The organism is Sphingobacterium sp. PCS056 (assembly GCF_023273895.1).
Taxonomy (GTDB): Bacteria; Bacteroidota; Bacteroidia; order Sphingobacteriales; family Sphingobacteriaceae; genus Sphingobacterium.
The window spans coordinates 3,359,457-3,384,112 of sequence record NZ_CP096883.1 but is presented as its reverse complement, the minus strand read 5'-3'; the positions used below and the strand labels follow the sequence as shown (position 1 = coordinate 3,384,112).

The following is a 24,656-nucleotide window of genomic DNA, read 5'->3' as shown; positions in this document are numbered from 1 at the left end:
GTATATTACCATTTTAATAGAAGCCCTTGTGCCGTAAATCCCGGACCAAAACTTAACATCAATCCCAAGTCTCCGGGAAGGGGATTATTATCCATAGTGCGCTCTAGGACATAAAGAACAGTTGCACTTGACATATTGCCATATTGCAATAGTATTTCTTTTGTGTTGTCAATATTTTTCCCCCATTCTGAGAATAATTTTTCGACCGTCATTACGATTTTTTTTCCTCCCGGATGAAATATCATATGGTCTATATCTTTCATTTCTAGATTATTTTTCTTAAGAAATGGATGTATAATAGCACCGAAATGTTGTGCTATAGTATCTGGAACTTCACTGCCAAGAATCATCTGTAAACCACTATTGGTAAGTTTAAATCCCATGATGTGCTCTGTATTAAAGAAGTGATACATCTGTTCATCAAGTATGGAGGGCCCTAAATCTTCTTCGTAAGAAGAGAGTAGACAACAAGCCGCCCCATCACCAAAAATAGCAGCACTTACTATATTAGACATTGAAAAATCATCAAGTTGAAATGTGGCTGTAGGAGCTTCGATAGCTATTACTGCAGCACGTTTCTTAGGATTGCCTTTGAGGAAGTTTTTGGCATACAACAAACCTGATACTCCCGCCACACAGCCCATTTCTGTAACTGGCAACCTGACGATATCCTGCCTGAGTTTCAGTTTATTTATAAGATATGCATCTAACGATGGGATGATAATACCCGTGCAACTTACCGTTATAATATAGTCCAAGGTGCTTGGATCCCATCCAGCTTTGTTAAGTGCTTTGTCAAGGACTTGTTCACCCAAGATAATGACTTCTCGACTGTAAATATCATTTTTTTCTTCGAAAGAAGTTGCTGTAAATACTTCAACAGGATCCATAATTGAATACCGTGTATTTACTGCTGCACCTTCAAATATTTTTTTTACTTTTTTTATAAAACGTGTTTCTTGTCCATAAAGCCAAGTATCTAGCATTGGAAGTATTTCAGCTGTATCGCTTGAATATTTCGGTAGTTGTTTTGCAACAGTTACTATCTTTACGTTCATATTTTAGGTATTATCCATTGGTAGCGGAAAGCCCATTTCCATTGGATGGTATAATTTTTTAAATTTAGTGTTTTTGCAAAACTCTGCAGTTCATCTCTTTTAAATCCTCTTAGTATAGATATACATCCATCTTCTTGCAGCATCTTGTTTAATCTAAAAATAAAACAGACCATTTGGTAAAGTCTATAAGCCAGTTTGCTGCGCTGTAAATCGTTTACAACTATTCCTACAGAGGCATTACGATTAAAGATAGTGATTAAATCTATTATTTTTTCATTAGTAAAATGATGAATAGTTAAGGTGCAAAGCGCAATATCGTATTTTAGGGTATTGAACTCCTCGTCAAAAATATCCAGGCATATATAGTCGATATTATCGTAATCTTTTGATAATTTCCGAGCGTAATTTATCGTATATTCATTCGCATCTATTCCGATCATTTTAAAATTGATATGGTACTTATTACCATATTTGGCTAGCATCCGCAACATATCACCGTTACCGCAGCCTATATCTGCAATGATGATCGGTTTGGACCTGTCCACGTGTGTTAATAATTGATTTATACCGTCAAGTGTAATATTATTCCCACCGAGGAACTGATTGATCCGTGCGATTTTATCCAATGCTTCGCGCAATTCTTCGCCCTGAAGTGAAAAATCATCCATTAATTCGGTCTGTTCTGTTCTGTCATTGGTATTTATGCCCATTTGATTGTTATTGGTTTACCGTGAGTTTGCTTAATTATCTTGGGGAGAACAGAGGGGAACATCGTTGCGATACGGATCAATAGTGTTGTGATGGCTTGATGCTGCAGTGCTTTAGCTAAAAGGTTGCCGATTAACAATCTCTTTCCGAAATTTTGTTTCCATTGTCGTGTGAATTCCTTTTCTAATAGTTTTCGTGTAGGGATTTTACCTGTGTAATAATCTAGTATCAGTTCTGACGAAATTTTGGCGCTGTGCATAGCCATGGCCATGCCATTGCCACAAAGCGGATGAATAAGACCTGCAGCATCACCTATCATCAATATATGGTTTTCAATGATCGGTTTTCTATCAAATGAGATCTGGCTTATGGTAATTGGTTTATCAAAAAGTACTGTGCTTTTTTCAAAAAAAGATTTGATATGTCTATTTTTATAAAGCACATTTTGTTCAAATTCTGCTATGTTTCTGTATTTTTTGAATGATTTTAAATCTGCTAGATAGCACATATTTATGGTATTGTTTTCAACTTTTGTAATACCACAATACCCACCCTTAAAGTTATGTAGTGCTACTACATCATTTGGGAAATCTCCAGTATAATGCCCCTTTACCGCTAGCCACGGAGCTGTCTTACTTATAAAATTGCGCTCCAGTACTTGATCCATGTTTGAGCGTTTCCCATATGCACCCAATACGATTTCTGTTATTAAGATTTGATTTTCGGTTACAACTGTAAATCTATCTACTTTAAAAGTCACAGCTGTTACTGTTGCTTTGATTACAGTGCATCCCATTGCTATTGCTTTTAGATATAGGAAATTATCCAGCGAATAGCGACTGACACCAAGTCCTCCTAATGGTAAGTGTGCATTTGCAATTTTACCATTTTGATGACTAAATTTAAGTTTGTTAATAATTGTTGGATGTAATTGTAAAATGTCTAAACCCAGCCAATCTAAGTAAGGTAATACTTCGCTGGAAAGATATTCACCACAAACTTTATGTCGGGGGTAGGTATACTTTTCAATTAATGTAACTTTTAATCCTTTTTTTGACAAATGTAATGCAGCTGTCAAGCCTGCTAGGCCACCACCAATAATAATTACATCAGGATTCTTATTCATATATTAATAAAATAGGAATATCATAAATTTAAAGTTTTCAAATAAGCTTGTATGTAAAAAGTAATTTAAGATTCAGTCACAAAAACATATTTCTGATTTTCCGTCATTTTATCAGCGGGTTTTATTCCAATTAATTTGATGGTTATGATTTATCATGACTTTATTTCTATCAACGAAAACGATCTATTTTAAGGATTACGAATCTTCGTCAATAAGAGCGTTTTTTTTTAAATAACAATGCACATGACAACAATCTGCATCTTATCAACAATTTGGAGATGATTTTGTTTGAACTAAAAAATCGTTTACAGCCGTAGATATATAATATCTTTAAGGATAGGTAAGGCTACGTCTATAGTGTTAGATAAAATAAATATAGCCGAATATTCTGGTGCTGATATAAATTATTATCAGGGTAAAAAATTTGATGCGCTTCTATTGGTCTGGACAGACCAAAATGCAAAATTTCCCTGGGAGGATAATTTTGAAGAAAAATATCGATCCATACAGGCTTCGCTTGACAGGAATGCTGACTTTAAATTTTAAGAGCCTAAGCATTTAACAACGTTTACAACGAGACTATGGATTGAAGACACTGAACCTATCTGACATGTGGTTCATGACCATAATGGTGATTGGCAGTCACAAGGAATTTATTTCAATCTCTCCCTAATGCTTCAATTATATGTTCAAAATAAACAACATGAAATAGTTCTCCATAATTTGTAAAAAGATATACAAGTATTAAAGCTCAAAATAGAATCCTGATTGTTTGAGTGACTCGTATTTATCTCTATTAAAGCTATAAATCTTGGCTGCACGAGCATGTCGATCTGGTTGCTTTTCACTATGATCAATTAACAGGTCCATACTTAAAATCTTCTTTCGGAAATTGCCCCGATCAATCGCTCTTTGCAAAATGGTCTCATACAGTTTGTGCAGCTCGGGCAATGTGAATTGCTCCGGCAATAATTCAAATCCTATGGGCTGATAACGGATCTTTCCTTTCAAACGCTCAATGGCAACGGATAGAATCTGATCGTGATCAAATGCTAATGCATAGGCTTCTTCTAAACTGAACCATTTTGCTTCTTCAATATCATGTCCTGCCTCAATAAGATAATCTGTAGACTTGACCAGGGCATAATAGGCAATGCTGATAACCCGAAAACGAGGATCTCGATCGATATCTGAAAAAGTATACAGCTGCTCCAAATAGAGATCTTCTAATCCTGCTTCTTCTGCCAGTTTGCGACGGGCACATTCATCGGCGGTCTCCATTTCTAAAATAAATCCTCCGGGAAATGCCCATTTACCTAAAAATGGCTCGATGCCACGCTTGGTGAGCAACACTTTGAGTTCTCCTTTATCAAATCCGAAGATGACACAGTCTACGGTGACTGCTGGTCTTGGATATTCATAACTAAATGTTGGTCTCGTGCTGCTCATAACTATAAAATGATGTCAGTTGATTTACGAATGTGGATACCATATCGCTCCTGAAGTACTTCAAACTGTTGCCTTGTACTCTCTTCATATCCAGCTATAGGTGACATACAGTCTTCCAGTAAAGTAATGCGTGAGGTGATCTCCCTATGGTCAGCAAAGTGCTCTAAAATCTGGGTAACAGAAGCCAATACGCAATGACTGGAAGCCTGACCTGCCATATAGATGGCATCAAACTGACTCACGGCATTGAGCACTTCATAGTTGATATAGTGATCAGGATCGTATTCGGCTTTGATGATACCATACATCTCGGTGTAGGGGTTTTGTCCCTTATAAATCAATTGTGGTGGTGAGCTACGGGCTGCCGCATGAAAGTAAAGCATTTTGGTAAACTGACTCTCGAGCTTTGCTCCTGCTGTTCCTTCTAAACAATGATATGGCCATATACAAAGCTTTTTCTTGTGATCATTTTCCAAATTCTTCAGATATTCTAAAGAGCGTTCTTTGCCCCCATGGGCTGCAGACCAGACACCCTGAATAACATCATCGTAAGTAATGATGGTAAATGGTTCGGGATGATTACCCTCATGATCTACCCACCAGACAGGATGAAAAATCTGCATCATGGAGTGGCAGTCCAGACTACAGATAACCTGAGTCAATGATCCTATATTACGATACATCCATTGTGTGAGGCGCTGTACATCTGCTCTGGAACCCTGAACAGCAAGACTCCCAATACCTTCCATAAAATCGTTCTGCACGTCGATAGCCAATAGCAGATTGCGTTTCTGATCCTGCGATGCGGGTTTGATATTTTCGGATTGGCCAAGGGTTAGCATATTATTTATGTCTTCTATACTTTCGTAAGAAGCGATATGGTTGACATCGATAATGTGTTGATAGGTGGTATTCATAATACTAAAATATTAATCATTAAAAATTGGAACTGCGGCAAACTTATGAGCGGATAGGGCTATACGTTGATTAATTAATCTATCGATACTTTCATCTCCGGATGTCCCTGCTAATATAAATGCATCTATTTGGGCGTATGTCATACCTAGCTCATCCTCGTCGGTCTGCCCTTCCCAAAGCCCTGCTGATGGTTTCTTGTCAATAATAGAATCGGGTACCCCGAGATATGCGGCTAAAGTATATACTTCTTGTTTAGTGAGCATGCCCAATGGATTAAGGTCTGCTGCACCGTCGCCCCATTTGGTAAAATAACCTACTGTACGCTCGGCCATATTACCTGTACCGATCACAAATCGACTACCCAGCTGTGCTAACTGATAGAGGTAGGTCATTCGGACACGTGGACGTATATTGGCTTGGCTCAGGGCTTGATTGACAGTTCCAGCTTGTGCCAAGAAAGTCACATTAGTAATGGTCAGGGCAGCTACTGCTGGCTGGATATCAAAAGTATGATGTGCAAAATTGAACTTTTGAATCAGTTCTAATGCATGCTGTGAACTTCTGCTACTGGTCATATCATTGCCATAGGGCATCATGACCAAATGTGTATCGACTTTAGCCAAATGGCAAAGGCAGGCGACAACGCTACAGTCTATCCCGCCGCTCATACCCAGCACTACTCCTTTACGTTTGGCCGTAGTGACCTGTTGCGCAATCCATGTTGCAATTTTAGTTGCATAATGTGCGACATTGTCATCATTGATAACGAATGGCTTCTGTAGTTTAGTTTCCATATACGCGATTTGATTCTAGTTTTAATAAATTTCTGATATCTTCAAATGTATTGGTGAAAACGAATTCACCGTCAATATAAAAATCTTTCAAGAGGTTTCGATGCTTTAATGCTGTTACTGTCTCTGGGGTTAGATCATCAATCAACCGATAATCCTGGTCTTCAAATACCACTGCTACGATACCTTTTTGTGATTTTTTGAAGTTTCCGGTATCGGTCGCTGGACGTTTTTGAATGGCTTTAAAGTGTCCGTCTACTTCTTCTGCTGTTCCTTTTAATGCGAAACCGAATGTATCACGTGTCACATACTGGTAGGTGTACGACCCAATTCCTAAAGCAGTATTGGTGGAAGCAAAACCTTTTTCCATCAGTCCACTGCAGATCTTTTCTGCACGATCGACAGTAATGGAATCACCATAAACTACACCAATATGTGGATCTAGCTCTTTGTAACCTTTTGCATTGACGGTACCGCCAAAGATTTCAAACAACCGTTCAACAATTCCTTTTTGAACGGTGTCACGGTCAGAATCCTGATCCCCGCAGATAATATGAATAGGATCTCCACTGTCTGGACGAATCACCACTTTTCCATCTCGGGAGAGGATCAGCTCTTTCAGCTGTGGCAGAACTTGGTCTACGACATTCCAAAGGTCATAGGTATCGGATACTATTGAAATATTACCACTTGGGTATACTTCGGTGATCAGATGGCGAAATGCTTCAAGTTCGTGCTCGCCATATGAACACATTACACTATGCTCCGTAGATGGTGTATACATCATAATATCATTGCCTGCTGCATAATACGATTTGAGATAGTCTCGCACAGAAAGGGTAGCAGATACCGAAAAGCTTAATAGATGTCCTCCTGCTGTACGATACGCGGTCTCTGGAGAACCCATTCCCCTCATAGAGAAATCACCTGCTTGGGTCTGCACTTTTTGAACATCTCCAGTTTTCTCGGCATAGCTGTTCAACAATCTTTTGTAACGATCTGCAATGGTAGCTGCTGTCATGGGTGACCAGATATAGGCTGAAAGCTGGGTCTCTAAATAACCGGGTAACCAAAAGAAGTCAGGATGTGTATTTTCGATTGTAAACATGGGTACACCTATCGGAACTAAACTTCCCTCTTTTATAGCTTTGAGTTTAATGGGCAGATAACCTAGTTGATGCAGTGCGCTGATGTGAGATGAGCTGTGAGTGGATGCAAAATGAGCATTGGTATGTGCAAAAACATGCTGGATAGCTTCTTCGTATTCGGCCACTACTACCTCTAATGGCTGACTGAAAAAATACTGATCAAAGGCATGGGTCATTTCTGCTAATGCTCCCTGTAATCCGAAAAATACAACATGGCTAATACCAGCTATACGTGACATGCGGGGTGTCCAAGTTTCATATACCCAATTGGTCTTGGCAGGATATTGATCTTTGTGACATAACTTGTAACCGTCTGTCCAAAGGATAGGATTTTTGCTGATCGGATTAAACATAGTTTTCTAGATTAATGGTGATGTACTCTATTTTGGAATGCGTTTCACGCATCATTGATGTGCTAGTGTAGACTTTATTTATAGGTGAATCTTGATTAAGCAATTTACCTGATAATACACGTGGTTCACAGTGCGTAACGAGAAGATATACTTCACTAGCACCCATTTGTTTTAGGATCTGTCCTGCCCAGAGGAAGGTTCCGCCTGCCGAACAAAGATCATCTACGATAATGCACTTCGCCCCTTGGGGTATATCTCCCCGTTTAAGAAGCATATTTTCAATACGTCCGGTCTGTGGATGACGTGTCTTGTCAAATATGCAACTATTAGCATACCCCGCATTTTCATACCGTGCAGCTGCTCCTTTGTCCGGAAAAACAATTCGGTCTTGATCTGTAAACTGCATCTGATCCATAATCATTGGTAACCAATCAAGTGCTGGGTAGATGGCCTCGCTATTGTGCAATAGTTCAATGGTTTTGGCCGAGTGCGGTTCAATAACATAAACCTTTTCAAAGTTAAGGTCGTTGATAAACGCACAGATATACTGAAGGGTGAACAGATCACCATCAATCTTACGGTCCATACGGCTATAAGGCATATAGTTGATCACGAGCTTACAGTTAACCTGATCCTGATCAAGCCTTTTCTTAACAAAAAGAAGTTTAATCAGATCACCGTCCTCTTGGTAAGTGAATTCAAGCAAATTACCTTCTAAGATATAAGAATCAAAATCTTTGATTTTGGTTTCCTTGTTGGGAAACTGTTCTGTGATTATAGTGTGGTTGTTAAGTACAATCATAACTCTTTTGTATTTGTTGAGTATATTTTACTCAACAAATATGGGCATTATTTTTTATTTACACAATTTTTCTGAGTATTTTTTACTCAATAAAAAAATCACTAACATACATCATTGATAAGTAACATATTAATCTGAAATTATTAAATAAGTATTAAACAAAAAAGCCATATCTCACGATTTAGCTTATACTAAACATATGAGTAGACAGTAAGTTGCTTGTCCCAGCGGGATTGATGACTTATGGAATAATAGCATTAGAAAGTCATTTTCTAATTAGTCAAAATCAAGATATCAGAAATGAATTAAGGGAAAATATTGACCGTAAATTTTCAGTCGATGATTTTAGTCAATATCTTGGTACTGCAAGTATATTTGCATTAGATGCGTTTGGTATAAAAGCAAAACACACTGTGAAACAACGCCTCTTTACTGCAGCAGTGTCCAATGCAATTATGACCTTTACTGTCCTTAGTATTAAAAATACAGGAACTGTATGGCGGCCAGACAGCTCAGCTAACAACTCTTTTCCATCGGGACATACTGCAACTGCTTTTGTTGGAGCTGAATTACTCTGGCAAGAATATAGGGATAGATCACTGTGGTATGGAGTAGCTGGATATGCTGTCGCAACGGGTACCGGTTTCTTTCGAATGTACAATAATAAACACTGGTTATCTGATGTGGCTATGGGTGCAGGAATTGGTATATTGAGTACAAAAATTGCCTATTGGTTATTGCCGCTACTGGATCGAAAAAAGAAGAACGATAAAACGAACTATATGTTTATCCCGAGTTATAATGGAAAACAATTTATAATTGGGGGAAATATATACTTTTAATTCATTATTTGATTTCTGAGCACAAGGCAGTACGATGTCCGTTTACGTTAGCATCGGTATATCGATTTTATTCATTTAGAAGCGGAAGTGATCACGATCCATTTACTTCCGCTCATATAAGTTATACCCTAATCAGTAATTAAATTATCTTTCTTTAACTGTTTAGTCATTGCTTTTTTGTAACCTGATAGAAAACTATCCAAAGAGCCTGGATTGTAACTTTCGGACTGGGTCGACCAAACGAGCTTTCCTGAACTCGCATCATATAGATTTGTTTCAATATAGTAAGTATTCTCTGTGGTATAATACCCATTATTATAAAGATTGCCATACCAAAAATCATAATAACCACCAAATGTTCTATAGTATCCAAAAGAATTTACAGGGTAAACTGATACATTCGGAACATATTTAGATTCTGACTTGGAATCTATCAAAGCAATAGTCAATATAGCATCACTATTGGTCGCAGCAACTTTTTGCATAGCAAAATCAGAACGTTTGGGACCCATATTTGTAAGATTGGGAGGAAACACATCTATACTTTTAACAGTTGTTAACCCTAATGATTTTAAAGATGAAGAAATTTCATCTTCCACTTTTTGTCGCGCAGGTACATTATCTGTCATAACAGCAACAAATATCCTACTGTATTTCTTAAGATCAATAGATTGATCACGCCAAGATCCAGTAATCATACTATTAGTTGCGCAACTGGAAAAGATAAGCACGATGGTGCTTATTTGTAAAAATAATTTTCTCATAATTGTAAATTTTAGCAATTTAATTTCTTTAAATTTTATTTTTAAATGCACTTCCAAATGGATGAGCATTGTTCATATAAAAATCATTTTCAAGTGGCTCATTAAAAATATTCGTATTATCCGTATGATGTGATCTATATTTATGGCTATATTTCAATAGGAAAACAAAATTGAAGTGGAATTTGTTTGAGACTTTTAGTAACTACTATTAAAATAAAAAATATACGGTCATTATATCTTGGTATCGAGGGGATCCATCAGGTGGATTCTTAAGAATCAATTATAAATTAAGGGATCTATGCATTGCAAAAATTGAAAACTACAGTAAGCATTTTCTAACAAATAACGCAGCGCGATCGTATGATCAATAAGATATACCAATAAAGATTAAGCAGCTTTTTGGATATTTTATTTTATAGAGTAGTACAAATGAAATGATACCACACATGTGCAGCGTCATATATCTATGATTTGATAGATTATTTTCGAGCAAACCATCGTCATTTCTTTCCAGAGATTTGGTGGTTGAAAATATTAATCTTTTTTTCCTACGTCCTGTTGATTGTCTTTTCGACCATACGCTGCACTAATGACCATCGCAAGTCCTGTACCAATAAAAATGAGGACTAGGACGGATATAAACACTTTTATAAGTCCCGTGTAATCTATCGGAATCCAATGCCAAATGTAATTCAATGCAATAAATCCCAAAATGAGTAGAGAGGCTACGAATAGAAATGTAATAAAATGCTTCATCGATTAAAATTTATTTAGATACTCTTTTTTCTTCTGATCAAATTCTTCCTGCGAAATAATATTTTCATCGAGTAAGAGTTTTAGTTTCCGCAATTGCTCTATGGGATCTGCACCGATCTTCGGCTGCGTAACTTCATCAATGGAATTACTAAATACTTTTCCAAGACTCATTCCTGCGCCTAGTCCAACTCCTGCACCTGCTAAGCCGCCCTCATTATTTGCTGCATCACGCAAAGCGCGTAGTTTTTCCAATTCTACGTAGCTGAGACCACCTTCTGATGCGGCAAAGCTATCTGCTGTTATATCTGCAATCTTGCCAATACGATCTTGTGTATCTTGGTCAAAAGAATTTCCTTCGATCCTAAAATCATTGAGTTGAATACCAAATGCTTCCAAATCCTGTATCAGCCGCTCTTTGATATCTCGCGACAAACGATCGATTTGGGCATCAATATCGATAAAAGATAATTTTTCCTTCGCAAAATATGAAGTTAAGACTTGTATAATACGAGATTGTACTACATCGCGAAAAGTCTCTACCTTATAGATATCTTGTGTACCGACATAGTCTGTGAAAAATTTCGCTGCATCGTTGATGCGATAAGAGAAATTACCATAAGCAGAGAGCTGGATCGGAATTTTGTAATATTCATCAAAATACTTGATAGGTGATGATGTTCCCCATCCCTGATTCAACACTTCTGCTTTTCGATAATAATAAAGCCCCATTTTGTGCTCACTTTCAAACAGTTGAGCAACTTTGAGCAGTGAAGTAATAAACGGATGATTATCTGTACGGATATTGTAGACTCCCTCTTGATCGATTACATCTGTAATCTTGCCTTCATACACCAAAACACATCCTTGCCCTGGCGAAATAATCAATTTACTTGCATTTTTAATTTCGTCAGTAGCAGCTTTATACCTCCACACCAACAAATTATGATCCTGAGGTTGCCATGCTATGACTGTAGCAATTTGCTTCTTGAAAAAATTAAATAGTCCCATATATTATCTTTTAAAAATTTCATCTCTCTCCATGTCTTTTAGTACTGTACCATCATTTGCTATAATGATAATTCGATTGGTGCTTCCACTGGTTGCTCGGTCATAATAGCTAAAGACTAGTCCCCCATCATAACCATACATCTCACTCTCTATAGAATAATTATCACTGTTTGGCATATAGCTCCAAATAATTTTCCCGGTTTCTGTATCTATCTTCTGGATGAATGTTTTGCCTTCTGGATTAGCATCTGGGAGTCCTGTGATATACAAATTTGTGCTATCTTGATAAGCGATATTGGCTTTGAAATATAGACGGCCAGGGGTGAGATCAATAAATTTTATAATCCGTGGCTCTATTACCAATTTCTTCGTAAATGGAAACGATCCATAATAGACACCCGATTTCTTAGGATATTGAAACACCTTCTGCCAGCTTACCTGATGACTATAAGGTAGCATAATGGGATAACCTGGATTATTTTTATACCAGTATTTAATTAGCTGAATTTTTTCTTCTGGATAATCTCTACTTTTTTCGGAAAAAGTATAATATATAGATGTGCTTGCGCCTGATAATAAACTGGAAAGTCCTGTTCCCGCTTCACGTCTTTCAGAATGATCCTTGTAAATCTTTCTGACCAATGGATAATAGTAATATTCTTTCCCATCATTGGTCATGATATTAAAACCGTCACCTTCTCGATCTTGTGTAAATTTTAAGGTTGCGATACCTGAAGAGAACTCAGGTACGTCAGCAAAAAAAGTATTTGTCATATCAACTACTTCATTTTTTGCTGGATCAATTTTATAGACCTTATTACTCTTATCGGCACAGATGTAGTAGTTACCATCGCTGAAAACACGACTTCGGATATAATAATCATCTTTCCAACCTGCAAGCGGAATATCATTGATTGTTTTTTCTTTTAATGGATCATAAAATCGGGCAAAATATTCGGCTCCTTCTCTCGTATAGCCGTCCTTGCTGCGGGTGATAATAAAAAGCAACATTGGACTTTTGGTATTATATGCTGTAAAAGCTAAATACTCTTTCACCCGATCTACATATTCTTTTTTCTTTGGTGAATCATCGGAATCAACAGCTTTGAAAGATCTGCCACTATTGTTTCCACAGTTTCTGATGAGGTTAGAAAAAACGACAAAAAACAAAACTCCTGCTACAGCTAATAGAAGATATTTTTTTGCTTTTGGATCAAGACCATTAGATTTTCCGTATTCATGTTTTACATTGACATTGATATCATCATTATCAAGAAAATACTCGGTACCGCAATTGTTACAGATATAATGGTCTTCTTTAATATTTTGCTTCTTAACACTACCACAATGTGGACACTTTAACGCCTTAATTTGTTTTGCCATGCTCTATCTCTATAACAGATTATGAGATTAAAAATATAAATAATATCTGATCTGTGTAAAACAAATATGAAAACTAAAAGTTTTTGTGTTCGCAATATTATAAATGCTAAGCGCAGAAAGTAAAAAATATACAGAAGAGTCAAAAAATAAGCGCGTCACTTGCGATATTTTCCAGTAACAGCCTGAATAGCCGTAACACACTGTATTTAAATAATTTGTCAACCCACATATAATATCACCGGCTAATAAATAGAATCTATTTTTGTACCAGTGCCACAAGAGACTAATTGACTGCCACAAAAAAAACAAAGCTTTATATCAAATATAACTATCGGTATTTGCTGGTAACGCCTAATTAAATGTTTGGCCTTTACCTGTGACGATTTGATTACTTGATGGAAGCGACCAGAACAAAAAACAATTTTCTCTCTTGATTTGCTTAAAATTTAACTTTTGCAGAAGATGGATTGAACTTACATTGCCAATAAGACATTGTGCCGTAATTTCTTTTACGTTGCTTTGTTTAAAAGCCCATCCTATAAGAACTTTTGCGGCTTCCTCAGCATATCCCTGTCTTCGTTCTCCAAGTATAATCCCATATCCGAGATCTATAAGTTGTTCTTTTTGATTAAATCCCTTAAAACCAATATCGCCAATTATTTCCAATGTTTCATTTTTAATAATCATCCACGATTCGAATCCTGTGGGTGCTCCAATTTCGGAAAGATTGTTGATTATTTTTGGTAAAGTTTCCAGCACATCATCATCAGGCCAACCTCTACCTTTTCTCAGATTCATCTTCTTTAAAAAATCAAATTCTTGATTTAATATATGCGTACATATAGGTATAGTATATGGAATCAGTGTCAATCGATCTGTTAGCAATTGACTGATTTGTAAAATTGATGGTTTCAAAATTTATGTTATTTGCGAGTAATTTAAAAAAATCTAGTCATATTTTTGAACTTTTTTAAATAACAGGTGTTCTTATCATACTAAAGATAATAAATATGCTTTTGGAAGCATAAAACATAAACGACGTGGTACAGTAAAAAAAACCAAATATGCATGTAAAATGCCTTGGATAATGAAACAAAAAAGAGGAAACAATAAGAAACATAATAGATTACTGTACAATTAAACGTCAGGATAAAGGGTCTAATGAAAATTAGGCCCTTTTGATTTTTAATGATGAACTTGTAGGCTCACAGATCGGTTTTCAAATACGATCTTTATTTTATCTATCAGAAATCAAAAATATCTTTTTATTTTAGCTTTAATTTCTTAGAAAAACTATATTTTTAAAAGACAAAAACATCAATGATGATGTCATTTGCTATTATTATTTCACTCAATTTACTGTCTATGGGTGCTTGGGTATCTGCTCGTGCTTTAAAAAAAAGAAAACTCATTTTAAATTACGAAGGCGAGAATCAATTTACCTAACAGTAATCATACTCCATATAATATCCGTTTCCCTGTAAAAAGATAAAGCCAATCAATTTTAACTTCTTAAGAATTTATAAAAAATGACTGACAAATATAAACATATAAGCAAATTTTTAAGTTTAGTTCTTCGTCACCGGCCTGAGGCAATAGGTATCACCCTGGATGAACAGGGCTGGGCAGATACAACAGACCTGATTGAAAAAATAAATAAACACAATAATGAATTGGATTTTAACACCTTAAAACAGATTGTTGATACAAATCCTAAAAAAAGATTTATTTTTGACCCTTCCTTTCAGAAGATTAGAGCAAATCAAGGTCATTCTGTACCTATTGATCTTGCATTAGAAACTCAAACTCCACCTTTGGTGCTTTATCATGGTACAGCACAACAATTTGTCCCCTCCATTCTGGAAACCGGGATTGAGAAACTTAATCGTCAACACGTGCATCTTAGTAAAGAAAAGGAAACGGCTTTAAAAGTTGGGCAAAGACATGGAAAACCAGTCATAATAACGGTCTTAGCACAACAGATGGCACAGGATGGGTATACTTTCTATTTATCAGAAAATGGGGTATGGCTCACAGAACAAGTGCCAGCTCGATATTTGAGAATTTTATAATCAATGTATAAGATTGCTGTAGAAAAGAGAGGATGTCCTTGAGTCTTATTATATGCTATCATCTGGACTATTTGTATGTAGCTGGGGTGTATTCAATCTCTTTTTGTAAAAAAAGAAGGTACTTGTCAACTACTTAGTGTAATTTTGCAGTTCAAACTATATTAAAATGCCATATCAGACTATTTTTGTTGAATTTTATGACCAAATAATATCAAGTATCAACCAAGGAACTTTTGCAAAACTTACTTTGGCCAAAACGATGGGTGATACTGAACTTAAAAATATTTATGTGCGACTTCATATTTTAGATACCGGAGGATATAACTTTGCTTTAACTTTAAAATACAAAACTGAAGAAATAGAGCACTTCCACTCGGTTGATGAAGCTTTGACAGTTTTAAGTTCTTATATTAAAAATCCTTTTACAACGGCTTTGCTTTTTACGACAGAAATGGATTTAACGTTTAAAGTCAATAAAAAAAATGCAGGAAGCCTTACTGAACAAATGCCTACATTTAAAAATGCTTCACCAGTAATGCTGGAAATGATTGAAAAGGGAATTATAAAATTATAATTTATATCGGCCTGAGAAGATCAGCCTCAAAGTAAAGCGGTTTTATAACATCAATATTCAGATACACCCAAAATAAAAGCCGTATATGATTACGGCTTTTATTTTGGGTGTATTTAATTGTAGAGTTACTTGCCTAATCTGGTTAAGATAGTTTCCATCTCTGCTATGACTTTATTGATTTTAGCAATTGTCAGATCAAAAGGTTCAGATGTATTCATATCGACACCAGCATCCACAAGAAGGTCTACAGGGTATTTGGTACTTCCCGAAGCAAGGAAATTGAGGTACTTCTGACGATCAGCGTCGGTGCCTCGTAACACTTTTTCGGAAAGTGCTGTAGATGCCGTAAAAGACGTCGCATACTGGTAAACATAAAAATTGTAATAAAAATGTGGAATATAAGACCATTCAGATTTCACATTATCATCAACGATACAAATATTTTTATCATGACCGTAATATCGTTTGGTCAGATCTAAATACATCTCGTCAAAATCTTCACCTGTGAGCGCTTCGCCTTTGCCGACTTTTTCATGGATCATATATTCAAATTCGGCAAACTGAGTCTGACGAAATAGTGTTCCTTTGGCTCCTTCTAGATAATTTCCCAAAATCGCAAGTCGGGTTTCATCATCTTTGATCTGTTTCAGCATATAATCGTTCAATAACTCCTCATTTAAAGTCGATGCTACTTCTGCAACAAAAATCGAATAATCTGAATTGACGTAATGTTGCTTCTTATTGGTTAAATAACTATGCATCGTATGCCCCAATTCATGGGTAAGGGTCGACATGTCATTGTACTTTCCATTGTAATTCATAAGAATATAGGGATGTACATCGTATGCCGAACCATTGGAATATGCTCCTGATCTTTTTCCTTCATTTGGATACATGTCAATCCATCTTTCGCCGAATGCTTTTTTTGACACATTTATATAATCAGTACCTAAAGGTTTTAGGGATTTCAAAATATTTTCTTCGGCCTCTTCTACTGTATAGGATAAATCAACTTTAGCCACAAGAGGTGCGTATAAATCATAGTAATGCAAGGTATCTACTCCCATCATACGTTTTCGTAGATTTAAATAGCGATGAAAGGTTTCTAAATTGCCATTTACATTTTTGATAAGATTATGAAAAACAGCGGTTGGAATATTACCACCATCCAATGCCATTTTTAATGTACTTTCATAGTTGCGGGCTTTCGTGGCAAACAATGCGGCATTGATGTTTCCATAAAGTTGTGCACCTAGGGTACGTTGAAATTCATTTAATTTGGAAAAATAAGCATCAAATACTTTACTCCTAATTTCCCTATTTTCGCTCGCTCTATATAAAGCAAAATTGGCAGCATTGAGTTTGACAGATTCGCCATTTAATTCTACCTCTGGATATGGAAACTCTGCATTGATAAAGGTACTGTAGATATTAGCGGCGTTGCCTGACATCAAGGAAGAGTATGCTAATACTTTTTCAACTTCTTCTGATCCTCTGTGCGCACGCTTACGAAGTAGATCGGTCAGGTAAAACTTGTAGGTGCTCAATTCTTTTTCTTGTGTAAAAAATGCCTGGAGCTGATCTTCTTTGAAGGTCAATAATTCAGGCTCCATATACGATGTTAATGCGCTATATTCTGAAAAAAGCTGTTGTAGCTCTTGATTCATTCCCGCATATTTGGTTACGCGGGTATCTTGATCAGATTTCATTGAGGCATATGATGATAACTTGGCCATTTCCTTTATGAGTGAAGTACTTAACTGAAGCGCTTCTAAAAGCCCGCTAGCGGACTGCGTAAGTTTACCTTTATACGAGGCTATTTTCTGCATTTTTTGTCGTAAACGCTCCTTCTCCTCTTTCCAACTTTCATCTGTAGCATAAAGATGGGACAAATCCCACTTATATTTTTCGGGCAGTTCTTCACGAACTTTCATCTGACTTACGGCAACCGTCGTTGAGAATAGCATCATCGCGGTGATCATTTGAGTTTTTCTACGCATATTGTTTAAAATAGTGTCCACAATTTACAAAACATCTTTTATATTCCCTCAAGCATTAACAGTAGCAATAGCTTTTATTATTAAACTTGACGATAATTATCTTCGATAAAGACTTCTACTTTTAACTGATTATTTCAGATAGGCATCAAGACATAACCATATGACAAAACATAAGGCTTTATAGTAGATCTATACTTATGTACCATCCGACTTCAACAGATCATCTAAGCCATCCATCTACCATATCCACCATGCTGCAACTCTAAAACTATCGATCGGTTCAATGGCACGAACTTCATATTATGTTTATTATAATAAATTAAAATAAACTTTGCTGCATCGGTCCATCCTGCCCTAGGGGTGGTAAACCTGCCCAGGGATAAGGTTCGTAGCGATGCTTGCCGTCTGGTCTATTGGGATAGCCCCGTAAGGTATAAACAGGATAATATTCTAATGCCTGGTCTGCTATTTCATAATGGAATATATCGACCAAGCTTTTATCATCTTTTGCCTGTAGCCATTGTTGTTCAAGTTCTGGTGTGAGAAATAGCGGCATCCTTCTTTTATTGGGTCCATCGTTGTGTATATGTCCCATCACAGTATTTGCCTCGCGTGTCAACATACCAAAGCTACCTACTTGATGAACATCACCATCCTGCGTTATTACTTCATGCCATTGGTATATCCCTGGTATAAAAAATACTTCTCTTCCTTTTTGTCCTATATAATAGGGTATTTTCTTTTTCTTATCATGGATTTTACGGTGCTCAAATGTACCTGACACGGGTATAAGACAGCGCTGGTCTTTCAAACGGTGCCAGTACGAATTATGATCGGTAAGGATACGTTCGCTACGGACATTGATCATATTACGACGGCGTTCGACTTGCTCTTGAGGGTCTTGGATATAGGTGGGCAACACGCCCCATTCCATCTCTAGGAGATTGATTTTCTCGTTTTCTTGATCTTTATAAATAACGGGATATGCGGGAAAGGTAATTGCTTGCACATTTTCAAAGTTCCGGTAGTCATATTCGAGTTGCTTGCGTTCGTCCAGTAAAGCAGGAAAAGCTTTTTTTACAATCTCAAGATTAGTATGAAGTGATATGTCCCAACACATAGTATGTATTAATATGCAAAAAGTTAAATAATTTAATTTTAAAAACGTGAAGTATTTATGTATTTCAGGGATTAATCTGATAGCTTCATGTTAACTGATCAGGTCTATAGCCTTGACTTTCTTTGTAGTTTTCCCATCTGATATGAGAGCCCAAACACGTCCATGTTCCAATGTAAACAAAATATCAATCGGATCTTTTCGTTTGAAATTGGTATTACTACGCAAATAATTAATAATTCTACCCTGATATACTCGCAACATGCGTTTATCCCAATTTTCCTCATAAAAACGATTGACGAAAACACGATAGCCAGAATTGACCGCTAATAATTGTTGAATTTTATTTATGTCTACAGTTATCTGTAAAGCCTTACCTTCTTTAGCTCCAAGTTCTGCTGCATGTAGATGTGCTTTTTCCAGAGTTGAGTATGGTGATAGTAGAAAACCTTTTCCTTTGCTAATATCTGGCCACTCCAACCGCTGCAATACAAAGTCACGATAACCTTTTTCAAGAAAATCTTGCCAAGTATGTCGAGTTAATGGTTCAAATGGATTGTACAGCATCGCAGTATTCAATTGTTGATACGAAGATAATAATTGTGATTAAAAAATATCATTTTTGACTACATTACAATTTTAAAGTTGAAACAAAAAGCCCTGTGTATCACTACAGAGGGCAGTTTTTATGAAAAAATCTACGATTTTTTTCAATCATTCATCTCCTATGAACCTAGGGATTAAATTCATAAAAAATGGAATTCCTTTTATAAACAGTACTTTATATTATCGTCAAATCTATTCTATCATAAGTAACTACTTGATCCTGTAAGGATCTAATGAATTACGGTATAAAATATGGAGCAGCCTTTTTCTTGGGTGTCTATCTATATTGAATATCCAAAGATAAACAATTAAACTAAACATATTAGCTTTTATTCACTATAATTATTAGCTTAAATGTGATAATATATACAAGTTTCTATATAAATCGTACCTATTCTAATACCATTTATATACTAACTTTGTTTATAGGGTTGATATTCCTAACTGCTTTATTACCTTTTATACCGTACTTATGCAACATCTTATTGTATTTTTTTCATTATTATTTCTAAACTCTTGTCATACTGATACCGATATGAATGCTGATACCTCATCTCAAAAAAAATTGATTGAAGCTGTGCAAAAGAATCAATTAGCTCTAGTTGAAGAAGCGTTAAAGAACGGCTCTTCTGTTCATACAACTGATCAAAATGGCAAATCTTTGCTTTTAATTGCAACACAAAATAATGCTCTTGATATGGCCAAGTTGTTGCTATCCTATCAGGCAGATGTTAATCAACAAGATCATATCAAAGACAGTCCATTTCTATATGCAGGAGCGACAGGAAATCTTGAACTGGTGAAACTCTATTTATTGCATGGAGCTCGGTTTGATGTATTCAACAGGTATCATGGTACAGCTCTTATTCCTGCCTGTGAGCGTGGACATTTGGAGGTTGTAAACGTGTTAGCCAATACAGAAGGGTTCCCGATTGATCATGTTAATCGACTGGGTTGGACCGCTTTGATGGAGGCTGTAATTTTGGGTGATGGAAGTCAAAAATATATTGACATTGTTCGGACACTGATCGATGCGGGATGTAACATCCATATTGCCGACCATGAGAAAATTACTCCTCTCCAACATGCTCGCAACAAGGGATATTCCGCTATCGTTCAACTTTTGGAGCAAGCAGCTACCTCATCACTAGCACATTTAAAGTGTAGATAAATCACGCCATTTCATATCCGACTATAATTCAAAAAAGTGAATTTATCTTCTTATCATTTTGTTAAAAAATCATAGTTGTATCAGAAAAATTAAATTAATTACAGGATCGTCAAATTCATTTTAAAACCAACATCTAAACCCTAAAGTAATGTACGAATATACTTTGCTGACGACCTTAAAATTGATTAAAAATCATCTAAACCTTTATAATCTGCCAAATTTTGCTTATTTTCAAAATTTAAACCTCTTTAAGCATGAAGCAATTATGAAAAAAATAATGATTCTATCTCTCGCATTACTATTGGGTACTACGGTCAAGGCACAGCGTAAGTTGGAGAAAATATGGGAAACAGATTCGATTATCAATATGCCTGAATCTGTTTTACCAGATACCAAAGCTGGTATTCTATATGTATCCATCATGGGCAATAGTGCGGATGAGAAAGATGGTATTGGTGGTATTGGTAAATTAGACCTGAATGGCAAAATTATAGATCTAGATTGGATCCACGGGCTCAATTCTCCTAAAGGACTTGCCAAATATGGAAACACTCTTTATGCAGCAGATATAACGGATGTCGTTGTCATTGATATCCCTTCTAGTAAAATCGTTCGTAAAATCCCAATTGCAGGTTCCATATTTTTAAATGACATTACTGTCACTGACAAAGGCGTTGTTTATGTTTCGGATTCTAGGACAAAAAAGATCCATCAAATCATTAATAATAAAGATGTTGTATATCTTGAAAATATTGATGGCGTCAATGGTTTAAAAGCTATCGGTAAAGATATGTATATCGCTGGTGGCAATAAGCAATTACTGCAGGCTAATGATAAGAAGGAATTGACAACAATAGCCGATCTACCATGTGGCGGTGATGGTATAGAACCGATCGGCAATGGTGACTTCGTCTATTCATGCTGGGCGGGCTATATTTATTACGTTCACGCTAATGGAAAATATGAATTACTACTGGATAGCACTGCAGAGAAGAAAAATACAGCAGATATCGGATATGACCCTGTTAAAAAGATTATTTATGTACCTACTTTCTTCAAAAATAGTGTTGCAGCATATCAATTGAAATAGATAATCCCTTCCTCGCAAATATATTCCATAATACGTATCTGGATTAAAAAACAAATAGACAATTCTTTCTGATCAGAAGGGATATATCGGGAGGTAGCGGTTAATAAAAATCCACTTGCCTCCCGAAAATATCCTTCACGACATCATCACCTTAGATTAAGGCATGATCACCTGACTAATGGTCAGCGCATTATACTGTCCATTGGCCAGCGGATAGTAGGCATTGTTGACCATCTGAAAATAGCCCGTACCTACCAGGACCAATACACTTTTTTCAGGATCAGCTTCAAGCGAAGCCATGAGGTCCACATCCATCGGCTGCATTTCTCCCAGTTTGATGTAAGCAGATCTTCGGATCACAGGACGCTGATCCAATTCATCTCCCGAAAACTCCTGCAGCACCAGCGTATACTGCACATGCGTAGCACCACTCAATTTGGCGATGTGCAGGTTGGGCATCAGCTGCGGGCATGAAAAAAAGCCATCACCGCTAAAACGGTCGTACGTGACCGTAAAGGGTTTTAAGGTGATGGCGCGCAAACTGGATCGTTGATTGCACTCCATGCCATCCAGTAGGAGCAGATTTTCAGGGACCATCACCCTTTCCCCGCGAACATTCACCGCATCCATCTGAATAACTTTGAGCAAGCGGCTTGCTAAACGCTGGCTGAATTTATTATCCGAATTTTCAAACAGCACATCTTGTAGCAGTTCACGCAGCTTTTTACCCTCCTGCTGTGACCTGCCAAACTCACTCCCATTCTCACGGGTACGGGCAAACGCAGCATCGTTAGCAATTCGGGCACCCGAAACACCGGTTTTCATCCGTGCTTGGTAACCCACACTTTTTGATTTGTAAAAGGAAAGATCCCCGATCGTTCCATTTAACTTGATTAAACTTTCTACTCTTGCCATGACGTTATTGTTTTGACACTACGAAGATGGCCATCCAAGAGCAGTAGGTCCAAAAGTGGAGACAAGCGGAAATATGGGGAATAATGATACCATTTTACTTCATCTCAGGCGATAAAAATCTAAATCATCAGGAATAAAATTGATTTCTATAGGAAAAACTTATTTTAGTACATGAATAACCAATAACAGCATTTTTCTGGAGAGGAATTAAACCTGATTTGCAAAATTAAAGCGCCATACCGCATCGGTCAAGTAAATGTTAGGCATCGATAAAGCATGGCATATGCATATATAAAGCATAGATAGTGCATAGATACAGTATCAAAACAGGGTGTTTGATACACTTACCATGCACTTACTATACACTTATGCTATTTCAATACCGCACATAGGCAAACAAGCTTTACCCATACGGTATAATTGCTTGATACTTGCCTAGCAGATGGTTTGATAGGGAATGTCTGTCTATGGTACCACACCATCCATATTCATTCACCACGATGATCTGGTCAACAGATTATCCCTCAAGAGTAAACTTATGGAGCAAATACAAAAATAGGAGACGTTTTTTTGGCTGAAATAGACGAGAGCAAGAAGAAATATTTTCAATTAGTGGCTTTTGATTTAACACAGTTGAACAGCGATGTAATCCGGGCGTTTAAGAAAGTATATCCAATAAATACCAATCCCGATTTATCAGAAATCGTCAGTGGAGAAGTTGAGTTTTATACATATTGTGTTACAAACTGGGGTTGAAAATGAATCTTTGGGAAAAAGTTGGTCATATTAGTAATGTTGGAAAAATAGCTAATATTTTATGTCGGGGCTCTAGCGACTCTGGTTCGACGGCAGGAGAAGAAAATGTAAAAATATCTGAGAGATGGTATGTATGGCGTATCAATTATAAGAATTTTACCAGAGTTGGAAAATTGAAAGGAGAAAAGCAGAAATTGGAATTGTTGTAAATCCCTATGACGTTGTAGAACGAATGAAAACTAGCAAAAATACAGTTTTTTATCCTGAATTTGAATAAGAACTAAAAATTCATTTTTATTAAAAACTATCGTTACTTTCACAACCCGTATCTACGTATAGCGTTCTCCCCTATCATGAATCAATATCTACTTGATTTACGCGCAGCATCTATTTTCATCCAATACTTCCTTAAAAAAATATTAAGCACATCTTAAAGTTAGGGAAGAGATCACAACTTTCCACTTCTATATCGTATTTTAAAGTTTAAATAGTCATTTATAAAAGAAATTTTGCTGACTATATAGTGTTGTTTTTTTAAATTTAGCCCATGAAGCTAATAATATTTGATTTAGATGGCACATTGTTAGACACTCTCCAAGATTTAGGAGAGAGCTGCAATACCATACTTGGCCAATTTGGATACCCCACTCACCCCTTAGAATCTTATAAAAAATTTGTAGGAAATGGGGTCCGCATGCTCATTGAACGCGCATTACCTACAGAGGCTAGAACTGAGGATACGATAACACGACTACTTCTTGCATTTAAGAAACGTTATGAAGATCAAACTGAAAGTTGTACCAAACCCTATACTGGTATTATTCCCTTATTGCAAACACTTCAATCATCTGGCTATTTGATTTCAATTGCATCCAACAAATATCATGAAGCTGTCATTCCGTTGGTTAAAAAATATTTTCCGGAGATTTCTTTTGATGTTCTACTGGGACATAGAACTGGACATCCGCCCAAACCTGATGCCGATATTGTATTCGAAACGCTCCTTATGCTGAACTTGCAGCCAAGTGACTGCTGCTATGTAGGTGATTCATCTGTCGATATGGATACCGCGTGTAATGCTGGAGTACGTGCAGTCGGTGTAACATGGGGATTTCGGGATGAAGAAGAATTGAGACTACATGGAGCAGATTATATTATATATGAACCGCAGCAGCTACTCGATATTGTAATTAAACGATAATAAAAGGATAATATTCCACAAATTGCAAGTTATTAAAGTATAAAATCA

25 protein-coding genes are annotated in these 24,656 nt (G+C 36.5%); 8 read left to right on the top strand and 17 right to left on the bottom strand.

From position 1 onward, the window contains the following. Nucleotides 1-5: 5 nt before the first annotated feature. From MUB18_RS14040 to MUB18_RS14030, 3 genes are read right to left on the bottom strand one after another with little or no spacing between them, the layout of a single operon-like run. The gene (locus MUB18_RS14040; RefSeq protein WP_045756416.1) at nucleotides 6-1,058 is read right to left on the bottom strand and encodes a type III polyketide synthase; all 1,053 of its coding nucleotides are present in this window, start codon (nucleotides 1,056-1,058) and stop codon (nucleotides 6-8) included. After that, a complete protein-coding gene (locus MUB18_RS14035) occupies nucleotides 1,055-1,768 on the bottom strand; it encodes a methyltransferase domain-containing protein (protein WP_248753510.1) in 714 nt (237 codons plus the stop codon). The genes MUB18_RS14040 and MUB18_RS14035 overlap by 4 nt, the downstream gene beginning before the upstream one ends. Then, the gene (locus MUB18_RS14030; protein WP_248753509.1) at nucleotides 1,759-2,892 is read right to left on the bottom strand and encodes an NAD(P)/FAD-dependent oxidoreductase; all 1,134 of its coding nucleotides are present in this window, start codon (nucleotides 2,890-2,892) and stop codon (nucleotides 1,759-1,761) included. Before MUB18_RS14030 ends, MUB18_RS14035 begins: the two co-directional genes overlap by 10 nt. A gap of 357 nt (nucleotides 2,893-3,249) precedes the next feature. On the opposite strand from MUB18_RS14030, the gene MUB18_RS14025 reads away from it, so the two are divergent. Then, complete coding sequence (locus tag MUB18_RS14025) at nucleotides 3,250-3,438, top strand: DUF4262 domain-containing protein (RefSeq protein WP_248753508.1); 189 nt, start codon at nucleotides 3,250-3,252, stop codon at nucleotides 3,436-3,438. A gap of 198 nt (nucleotides 3,439-3,636) precedes the next feature. On the opposite strand, the gene MUB18_RS14020 is transcribed toward MUB18_RS14025, so the two are convergent. Genes MUB18_RS14020 through MUB18_RS14000 form a run of 5 tightly spaced genes read right to left on the bottom strand, consistent with a single transcriptional unit; the run spans nucleotide 3,637 to nucleotide 8,353 of the window. After that, nucleotides 3,637-4,341, bottom strand: coding sequence for an NUDIX hydrolase (locus MUB18_RS14020; RefSeq protein ID WP_248753507.1), 705 nt, complete (start codon nucleotides 4,339-4,341; stop codon nucleotides 3,637-3,639). A 2-nt stretch (nucleotides 4,342-4,343) separates the two neighbouring features. Next, nucleotides 4,344-5,258 (bottom strand): hypothetical protein, encoded by a 915-nt coding sequence (locus tag MUB18_RS14015; RefSeq protein ID WP_248753506.1) that lies wholly within the window; start codon nucleotides 5,256-5,258, stop codon nucleotides 4,344-4,346. Between the two features lie 12 nt (nucleotides 5,259-5,270). Further along, nucleotides 5,271-6,053, bottom strand: coding sequence for an NAD(+) synthase (nadE, locus tag MUB18_RS14010; RefSeq protein WP_248753505.1), 783 nt, complete (start codon nucleotides 6,051-6,053; stop codon nucleotides 5,271-5,273). Next, entirely contained in the window at nucleotides 6,043-7,551 is a 1,509-nt protein-coding gene (locus MUB18_RS14005) for a nicotinate phosphoribosyltransferase (RefSeq protein WP_248753504.1), read from the bottom strand. The genes nadE and MUB18_RS14005 overlap by 11 nt, the downstream gene beginning before the upstream one ends. Then, nucleotides 7,544-8,353, bottom strand: a complete 810-nt coding sequence (locus MUB18_RS14000; RefSeq protein ID WP_248753503.1) for a hypothetical protein — start codon at nucleotides 8,351-8,353, stop codon at nucleotides 7,544-7,546. Before MUB18_RS14000 ends, MUB18_RS14005 begins: the two co-directional genes overlap by 8 nt. Before the next feature lie 236 nt (nucleotides 8,354-8,589). Between MUB18_RS14000 and MUB18_RS13995 the strand changes: the two genes are divergently transcribed. After that, nucleotides 8,590-9,195 carry a phosphatase PAP2 family protein gene (locus MUB18_RS13995; protein ID WP_248753502.1) on the top strand — a complete coding sequence of 202 codons (606 nt, stop codon included), beginning with the start codon at nucleotides 8,590-8,592 and terminating at the stop codon, nucleotides 9,193-9,195. Between the two features lie 128 nt (nucleotides 9,196-9,323). Here MUB18_RS13995 and MUB18_RS13990 read toward each other — a convergent pair whose 3' ends face one another. The 5 genes from MUB18_RS13990 to MUB18_RS13970 all read right to left on the bottom strand — a co-directional run bounded on the left by MUB18_RS13990 (nucleotide 9,324) and on the right by MUB18_RS13970 (nucleotide 14,021). Further along, nucleotides 9,324-9,959 (bottom strand): hypothetical protein, encoded by a 636-nt coding sequence (locus MUB18_RS13990; protein WP_248753501.1) that lies wholly within the window; start codon nucleotides 9,957-9,959, stop codon nucleotides 9,324-9,326. 534 nt (nucleotides 9,960-10,493) lie between these two features. Then, nucleotides 10,494-10,715, bottom strand: coding sequence for a hypothetical protein (locus tag MUB18_RS13985; RefSeq protein WP_248753500.1), 222 nt, complete (start codon nucleotides 10,713-10,715; stop codon nucleotides 10,494-10,496). Between the two features lie 3 nt (nucleotides 10,716-10,718). Further along, on the bottom strand, nucleotides 10,719-11,723 hold the full coding sequence (locus MUB18_RS13980) for an SPFH domain-containing protein (RefSeq protein ID WP_248753499.1): 1,005 nt from the start codon (nucleotides 11,721-11,723) through the stop codon (nucleotides 10,719-10,721). A 3-nt stretch (nucleotides 11,724-11,726) separates the two neighbouring features. Further along, complete coding sequence (locus MUB18_RS13975) at nucleotides 11,727-13,106, bottom strand: hypothetical protein (protein WP_248753498.1); 1,380 nt, start codon at nucleotides 13,104-13,106, stop codon at nucleotides 11,727-11,729. A 351-nt stretch (nucleotides 13,107-13,457) separates the two neighbouring features. Beyond that, complete coding sequence (locus MUB18_RS13970; protein ID WP_045752886.1) at nucleotides 13,458-14,021, bottom strand: GNAT family N-acetyltransferase; 564 nt, start codon at nucleotides 14,019-14,021, stop codon at nucleotides 13,458-13,460. A 614-nt stretch (nucleotides 14,022-14,635) separates the two neighbouring features. Here MUB18_RS13970 and MUB18_RS13965 point away from each other — a divergent pair. Then, on the top strand, nucleotides 14,636-15,178 hold the full coding sequence (locus MUB18_RS13965) for an RNA 2'-phosphotransferase (protein ID WP_045752887.1): 543 nt from the start codon (nucleotides 14,636-14,638) through the stop codon (nucleotides 15,176-15,178). 166 nt (nucleotides 15,179-15,344) lie between these two features. After that, entirely contained in the window at nucleotides 15,345-15,752 is a 408-nt protein-coding gene (locus MUB18_RS13960) for a hypothetical protein (protein ID WP_248753497.1), read from the top strand. Between the two features lie 125 nt (nucleotides 15,753-15,877). Here MUB18_RS13960 and pepF read toward each other — a convergent pair whose 3' ends face one another. The 3 genes from pepF to MUB18_RS13945 all read right to left on the bottom strand — a co-directional run bounded on the left by pepF (nucleotide 15,878) and on the right by MUB18_RS13945 (nucleotide 19,436). After that, on the bottom strand, nucleotides 15,878-17,752 hold the full coding sequence (gene pepF, locus MUB18_RS13955) for an oligoendopeptidase F (protein ID WP_248753496.1): 1,875 nt from the start codon (nucleotides 17,750-17,752) through the stop codon (nucleotides 15,878-15,880). Between the two features lie 319 nt (nucleotides 17,753-18,071). Further along, on the bottom strand, nucleotides 18,072-18,872 hold the full coding sequence (locus tag MUB18_RS13950) for an SOS response-associated peptidase (protein WP_248753495.1): 801 nt from the start codon (nucleotides 18,870-18,872) through the stop codon (nucleotides 18,072-18,074). Between the two features lie 90 nt (nucleotides 18,873-18,962). Then, complete coding sequence (locus MUB18_RS13945; protein WP_248753494.1) at nucleotides 18,963-19,436, bottom strand: hypothetical protein; 474 nt, start codon at nucleotides 19,434-19,436, stop codon at nucleotides 18,963-18,965. A 511-nt stretch (nucleotides 19,437-19,947) separates the two neighbouring features. Here MUB18_RS13945 and MUB18_RS13940 point away from each other — a divergent pair. Beyond that, nucleotides 19,948-20,646 (top strand): ankyrin repeat domain-containing protein, encoded by a 699-nt coding sequence (locus tag MUB18_RS13940; protein ID WP_248753493.1) that lies wholly within the window; start codon nucleotides 19,948-19,950, stop codon nucleotides 20,644-20,646. A 265-nt stretch (nucleotides 20,647-20,911) separates the two neighbouring features. Next, entirely contained in the window at nucleotides 20,912-21,736 is an 825-nt protein-coding gene (locus tag MUB18_RS13935; protein WP_248753492.1) for an ATP-binding protein, read from the top strand. Nucleotides 21,737-21,892: 156 nt separating this feature from the next. On the opposite strand, the gene MUB18_RS13930 is transcribed toward MUB18_RS13935, so the two are convergent. Beyond that, the gene (locus MUB18_RS13930; protein ID WP_248753491.1) at nucleotides 21,893-22,651 is read right to left on the bottom strand and encodes a hypothetical protein; all 759 of its coding nucleotides are present in this window, start codon (nucleotides 22,649-22,651) and stop codon (nucleotides 21,893-21,895) included. Between the two features lie 758 nt (nucleotides 22,652-23,409). On the opposite strand from MUB18_RS13930, the gene MUB18_RS13925 reads away from it, so the two are divergent. Together MUB18_RS13925 and MUB18_RS13920 are read left to right on the top strand one after the other, a co-directional pair. Beyond that, nucleotides 23,410-23,616, top strand: coding sequence for a hypothetical protein (locus MUB18_RS13925; protein ID WP_248753490.1), 207 nt, complete (start codon nucleotides 23,410-23,412; stop codon nucleotides 23,614-23,616). 338 nt (nucleotides 23,617-23,954) lie between these two features. Next, entirely contained in the window at nucleotides 23,955-24,608 is a 654-nt protein-coding gene (locus MUB18_RS13920; protein WP_248753489.1) for an HAD family hydrolase, read from the top strand. Nucleotides 24,609-24,656: the final 48 nt, after the last annotated feature.

What these genes read in the sequence shown, in the direction of transcription:
- MUB18_RS13990 (WP_248753501.1), bottom strand. Translation starts at nt 9,959, where the DNA reads ATGAGAAAATTATTTTTACAAATAAGCACCATCGTGCTTATCTTTTCC.
- MUB18_RS14035 (WP_248753510.1), bottom strand. Translation starts at nt 1,768, where the DNA reads ATGGGCATAAATACCAATGACAGAACAGAACAGACCGAATTAATGGAT.
- MUB18_RS14030 (WP_248753509.1), bottom strand. Translation starts at nt 2,892, where the DNA reads ATGAATAAGAATCCTGATGTAATTATTATTGGTGGTGGCCTAGCAGGC.
- MUB18_RS13965 (WP_045752887.1), top strand. Translation starts at nt 14,636, where the DNA reads ATGACTGACAAATATAAACATATAAGCAAATTTTTAAGTTTAGTTCTT.
- MUB18_RS13975 (WP_248753498.1), bottom strand. Translation starts at nt 13,106, where the DNA reads ATGGCAAAACAAATTAAGGCGTTAAAGTGTCCACATTGTGGTAGTGTT.
- MUB18_RS13925 (WP_248753490.1), top strand. Translation starts at nt 23,410, where the DNA reads ATGAATCTTTGGGAAAAAGTTGGTCATATTAGTAATGTTGGAAAAATA.
- MUB18_RS13935 (WP_248753492.1), top strand. Translation starts at nt 20,912, where the DNA reads ATGAAAAAAATAATGATTCTATCTCTCGCATTACTATTGGGTACTACG.
- MUB18_RS14005 (WP_248753504.1), bottom strand. Translation starts at nt 7,551, where the DNA reads ATGTTTAATCCGATCAGCAAAAATCCTATCCTTTGGACAGACGGTTAC.
- MUB18_RS13980 (WP_248753499.1), bottom strand. Translation starts at nt 11,723, where the DNA reads ATGGGACTATTTAATTTTTTCAAGAAGCAAATTGCTACAGTCATAGCA.
- MUB18_RS14020 (WP_248753507.1), bottom strand. Translation starts at nt 4,341, where the DNA reads ATGAGCAGCACGAGACCAACATTTAGTTATGAATATCCAAGACCAGCA.
- MUB18_RS13995 (WP_248753502.1), top strand. Translation starts at nt 8,590, where the DNA reads ATGACTTATGGAATAATAGCATTAGAAAGTCATTTTCTAATTAGTCAA.
- MUB18_RS13985 (WP_248753500.1), bottom strand. Translation starts at nt 10,715, where the DNA reads ATGAAGCATTTTATTACATTTCTATTCGTAGCCTCTCTACTCATTTTG.
- MUB18_RS14040 (WP_045756416.1), bottom strand. Translation starts at nt 1,058, where the DNA reads ATGAACGTAAAGATAGTAACTGTTGCAAAACAACTACCGAAATATTCA.
- MUB18_RS14000 (WP_248753503.1), bottom strand. Translation starts at nt 8,353, where the DNA reads ATGATTGTACTTAACAACCACACTATAATCACAGAACAGTTTCCCAAC.
- MUB18_RS13940 (WP_248753493.1), top strand. Translation starts at nt 19,948, where the DNA reads ATGCAACATCTTATTGTATTTTTTTCATTATTATTTCTAAACTCTTGT.
- MUB18_RS13920 (WP_248753489.1), top strand. Translation starts at nt 23,955, where the DNA reads ATGAAGCTAATAATATTTGATTTAGATGGCACATTGTTAGACACTCTC.
- MUB18_RS13930 (WP_248753491.1), bottom strand. Translation starts at nt 22,651, where the DNA reads ATGGCAAGAGTAGAAAGTTTAATCAAGTTAAATGGAACGATCGGGGAT.
- MUB18_RS13960 (WP_248753497.1), top strand. Translation starts at nt 15,345, where the DNA reads ATGCCATATCAGACTATTTTTGTTGAATTTTATGACCAAATAATATCA.
- MUB18_RS13945 (WP_248753494.1), bottom strand. Translation starts at nt 19,436, where the DNA reads ATGCTGTACAATCCATTTGAACCATTAACTCGACATACTTGGCAAGAT.
- MUB18_RS14015 (WP_248753506.1), bottom strand. Translation starts at nt 5,258, where the DNA reads ATGAATACCACCTATCAACACATTATCGATGTCAACCATATCGCTTCT.
- nadE (WP_248753505.1), bottom strand. Translation starts at nt 6,053, where the DNA reads ATGGAAACTAAACTACAGAAGCCATTCGTTATCAATGATGACAATGTC.
- pepF (WP_248753496.1), bottom strand. Translation starts at nt 17,752, where the DNA reads ATGCGTAGAAAAACTCAAATGATCACCGCGATGATGCTATTCTCAACG.
- MUB18_RS13950 (WP_248753495.1), bottom strand. Translation starts at nt 18,872, where the DNA reads ATGTGTTGGGACATATCACTTCATACTAATCTTGAGATTGTAAAAAAA.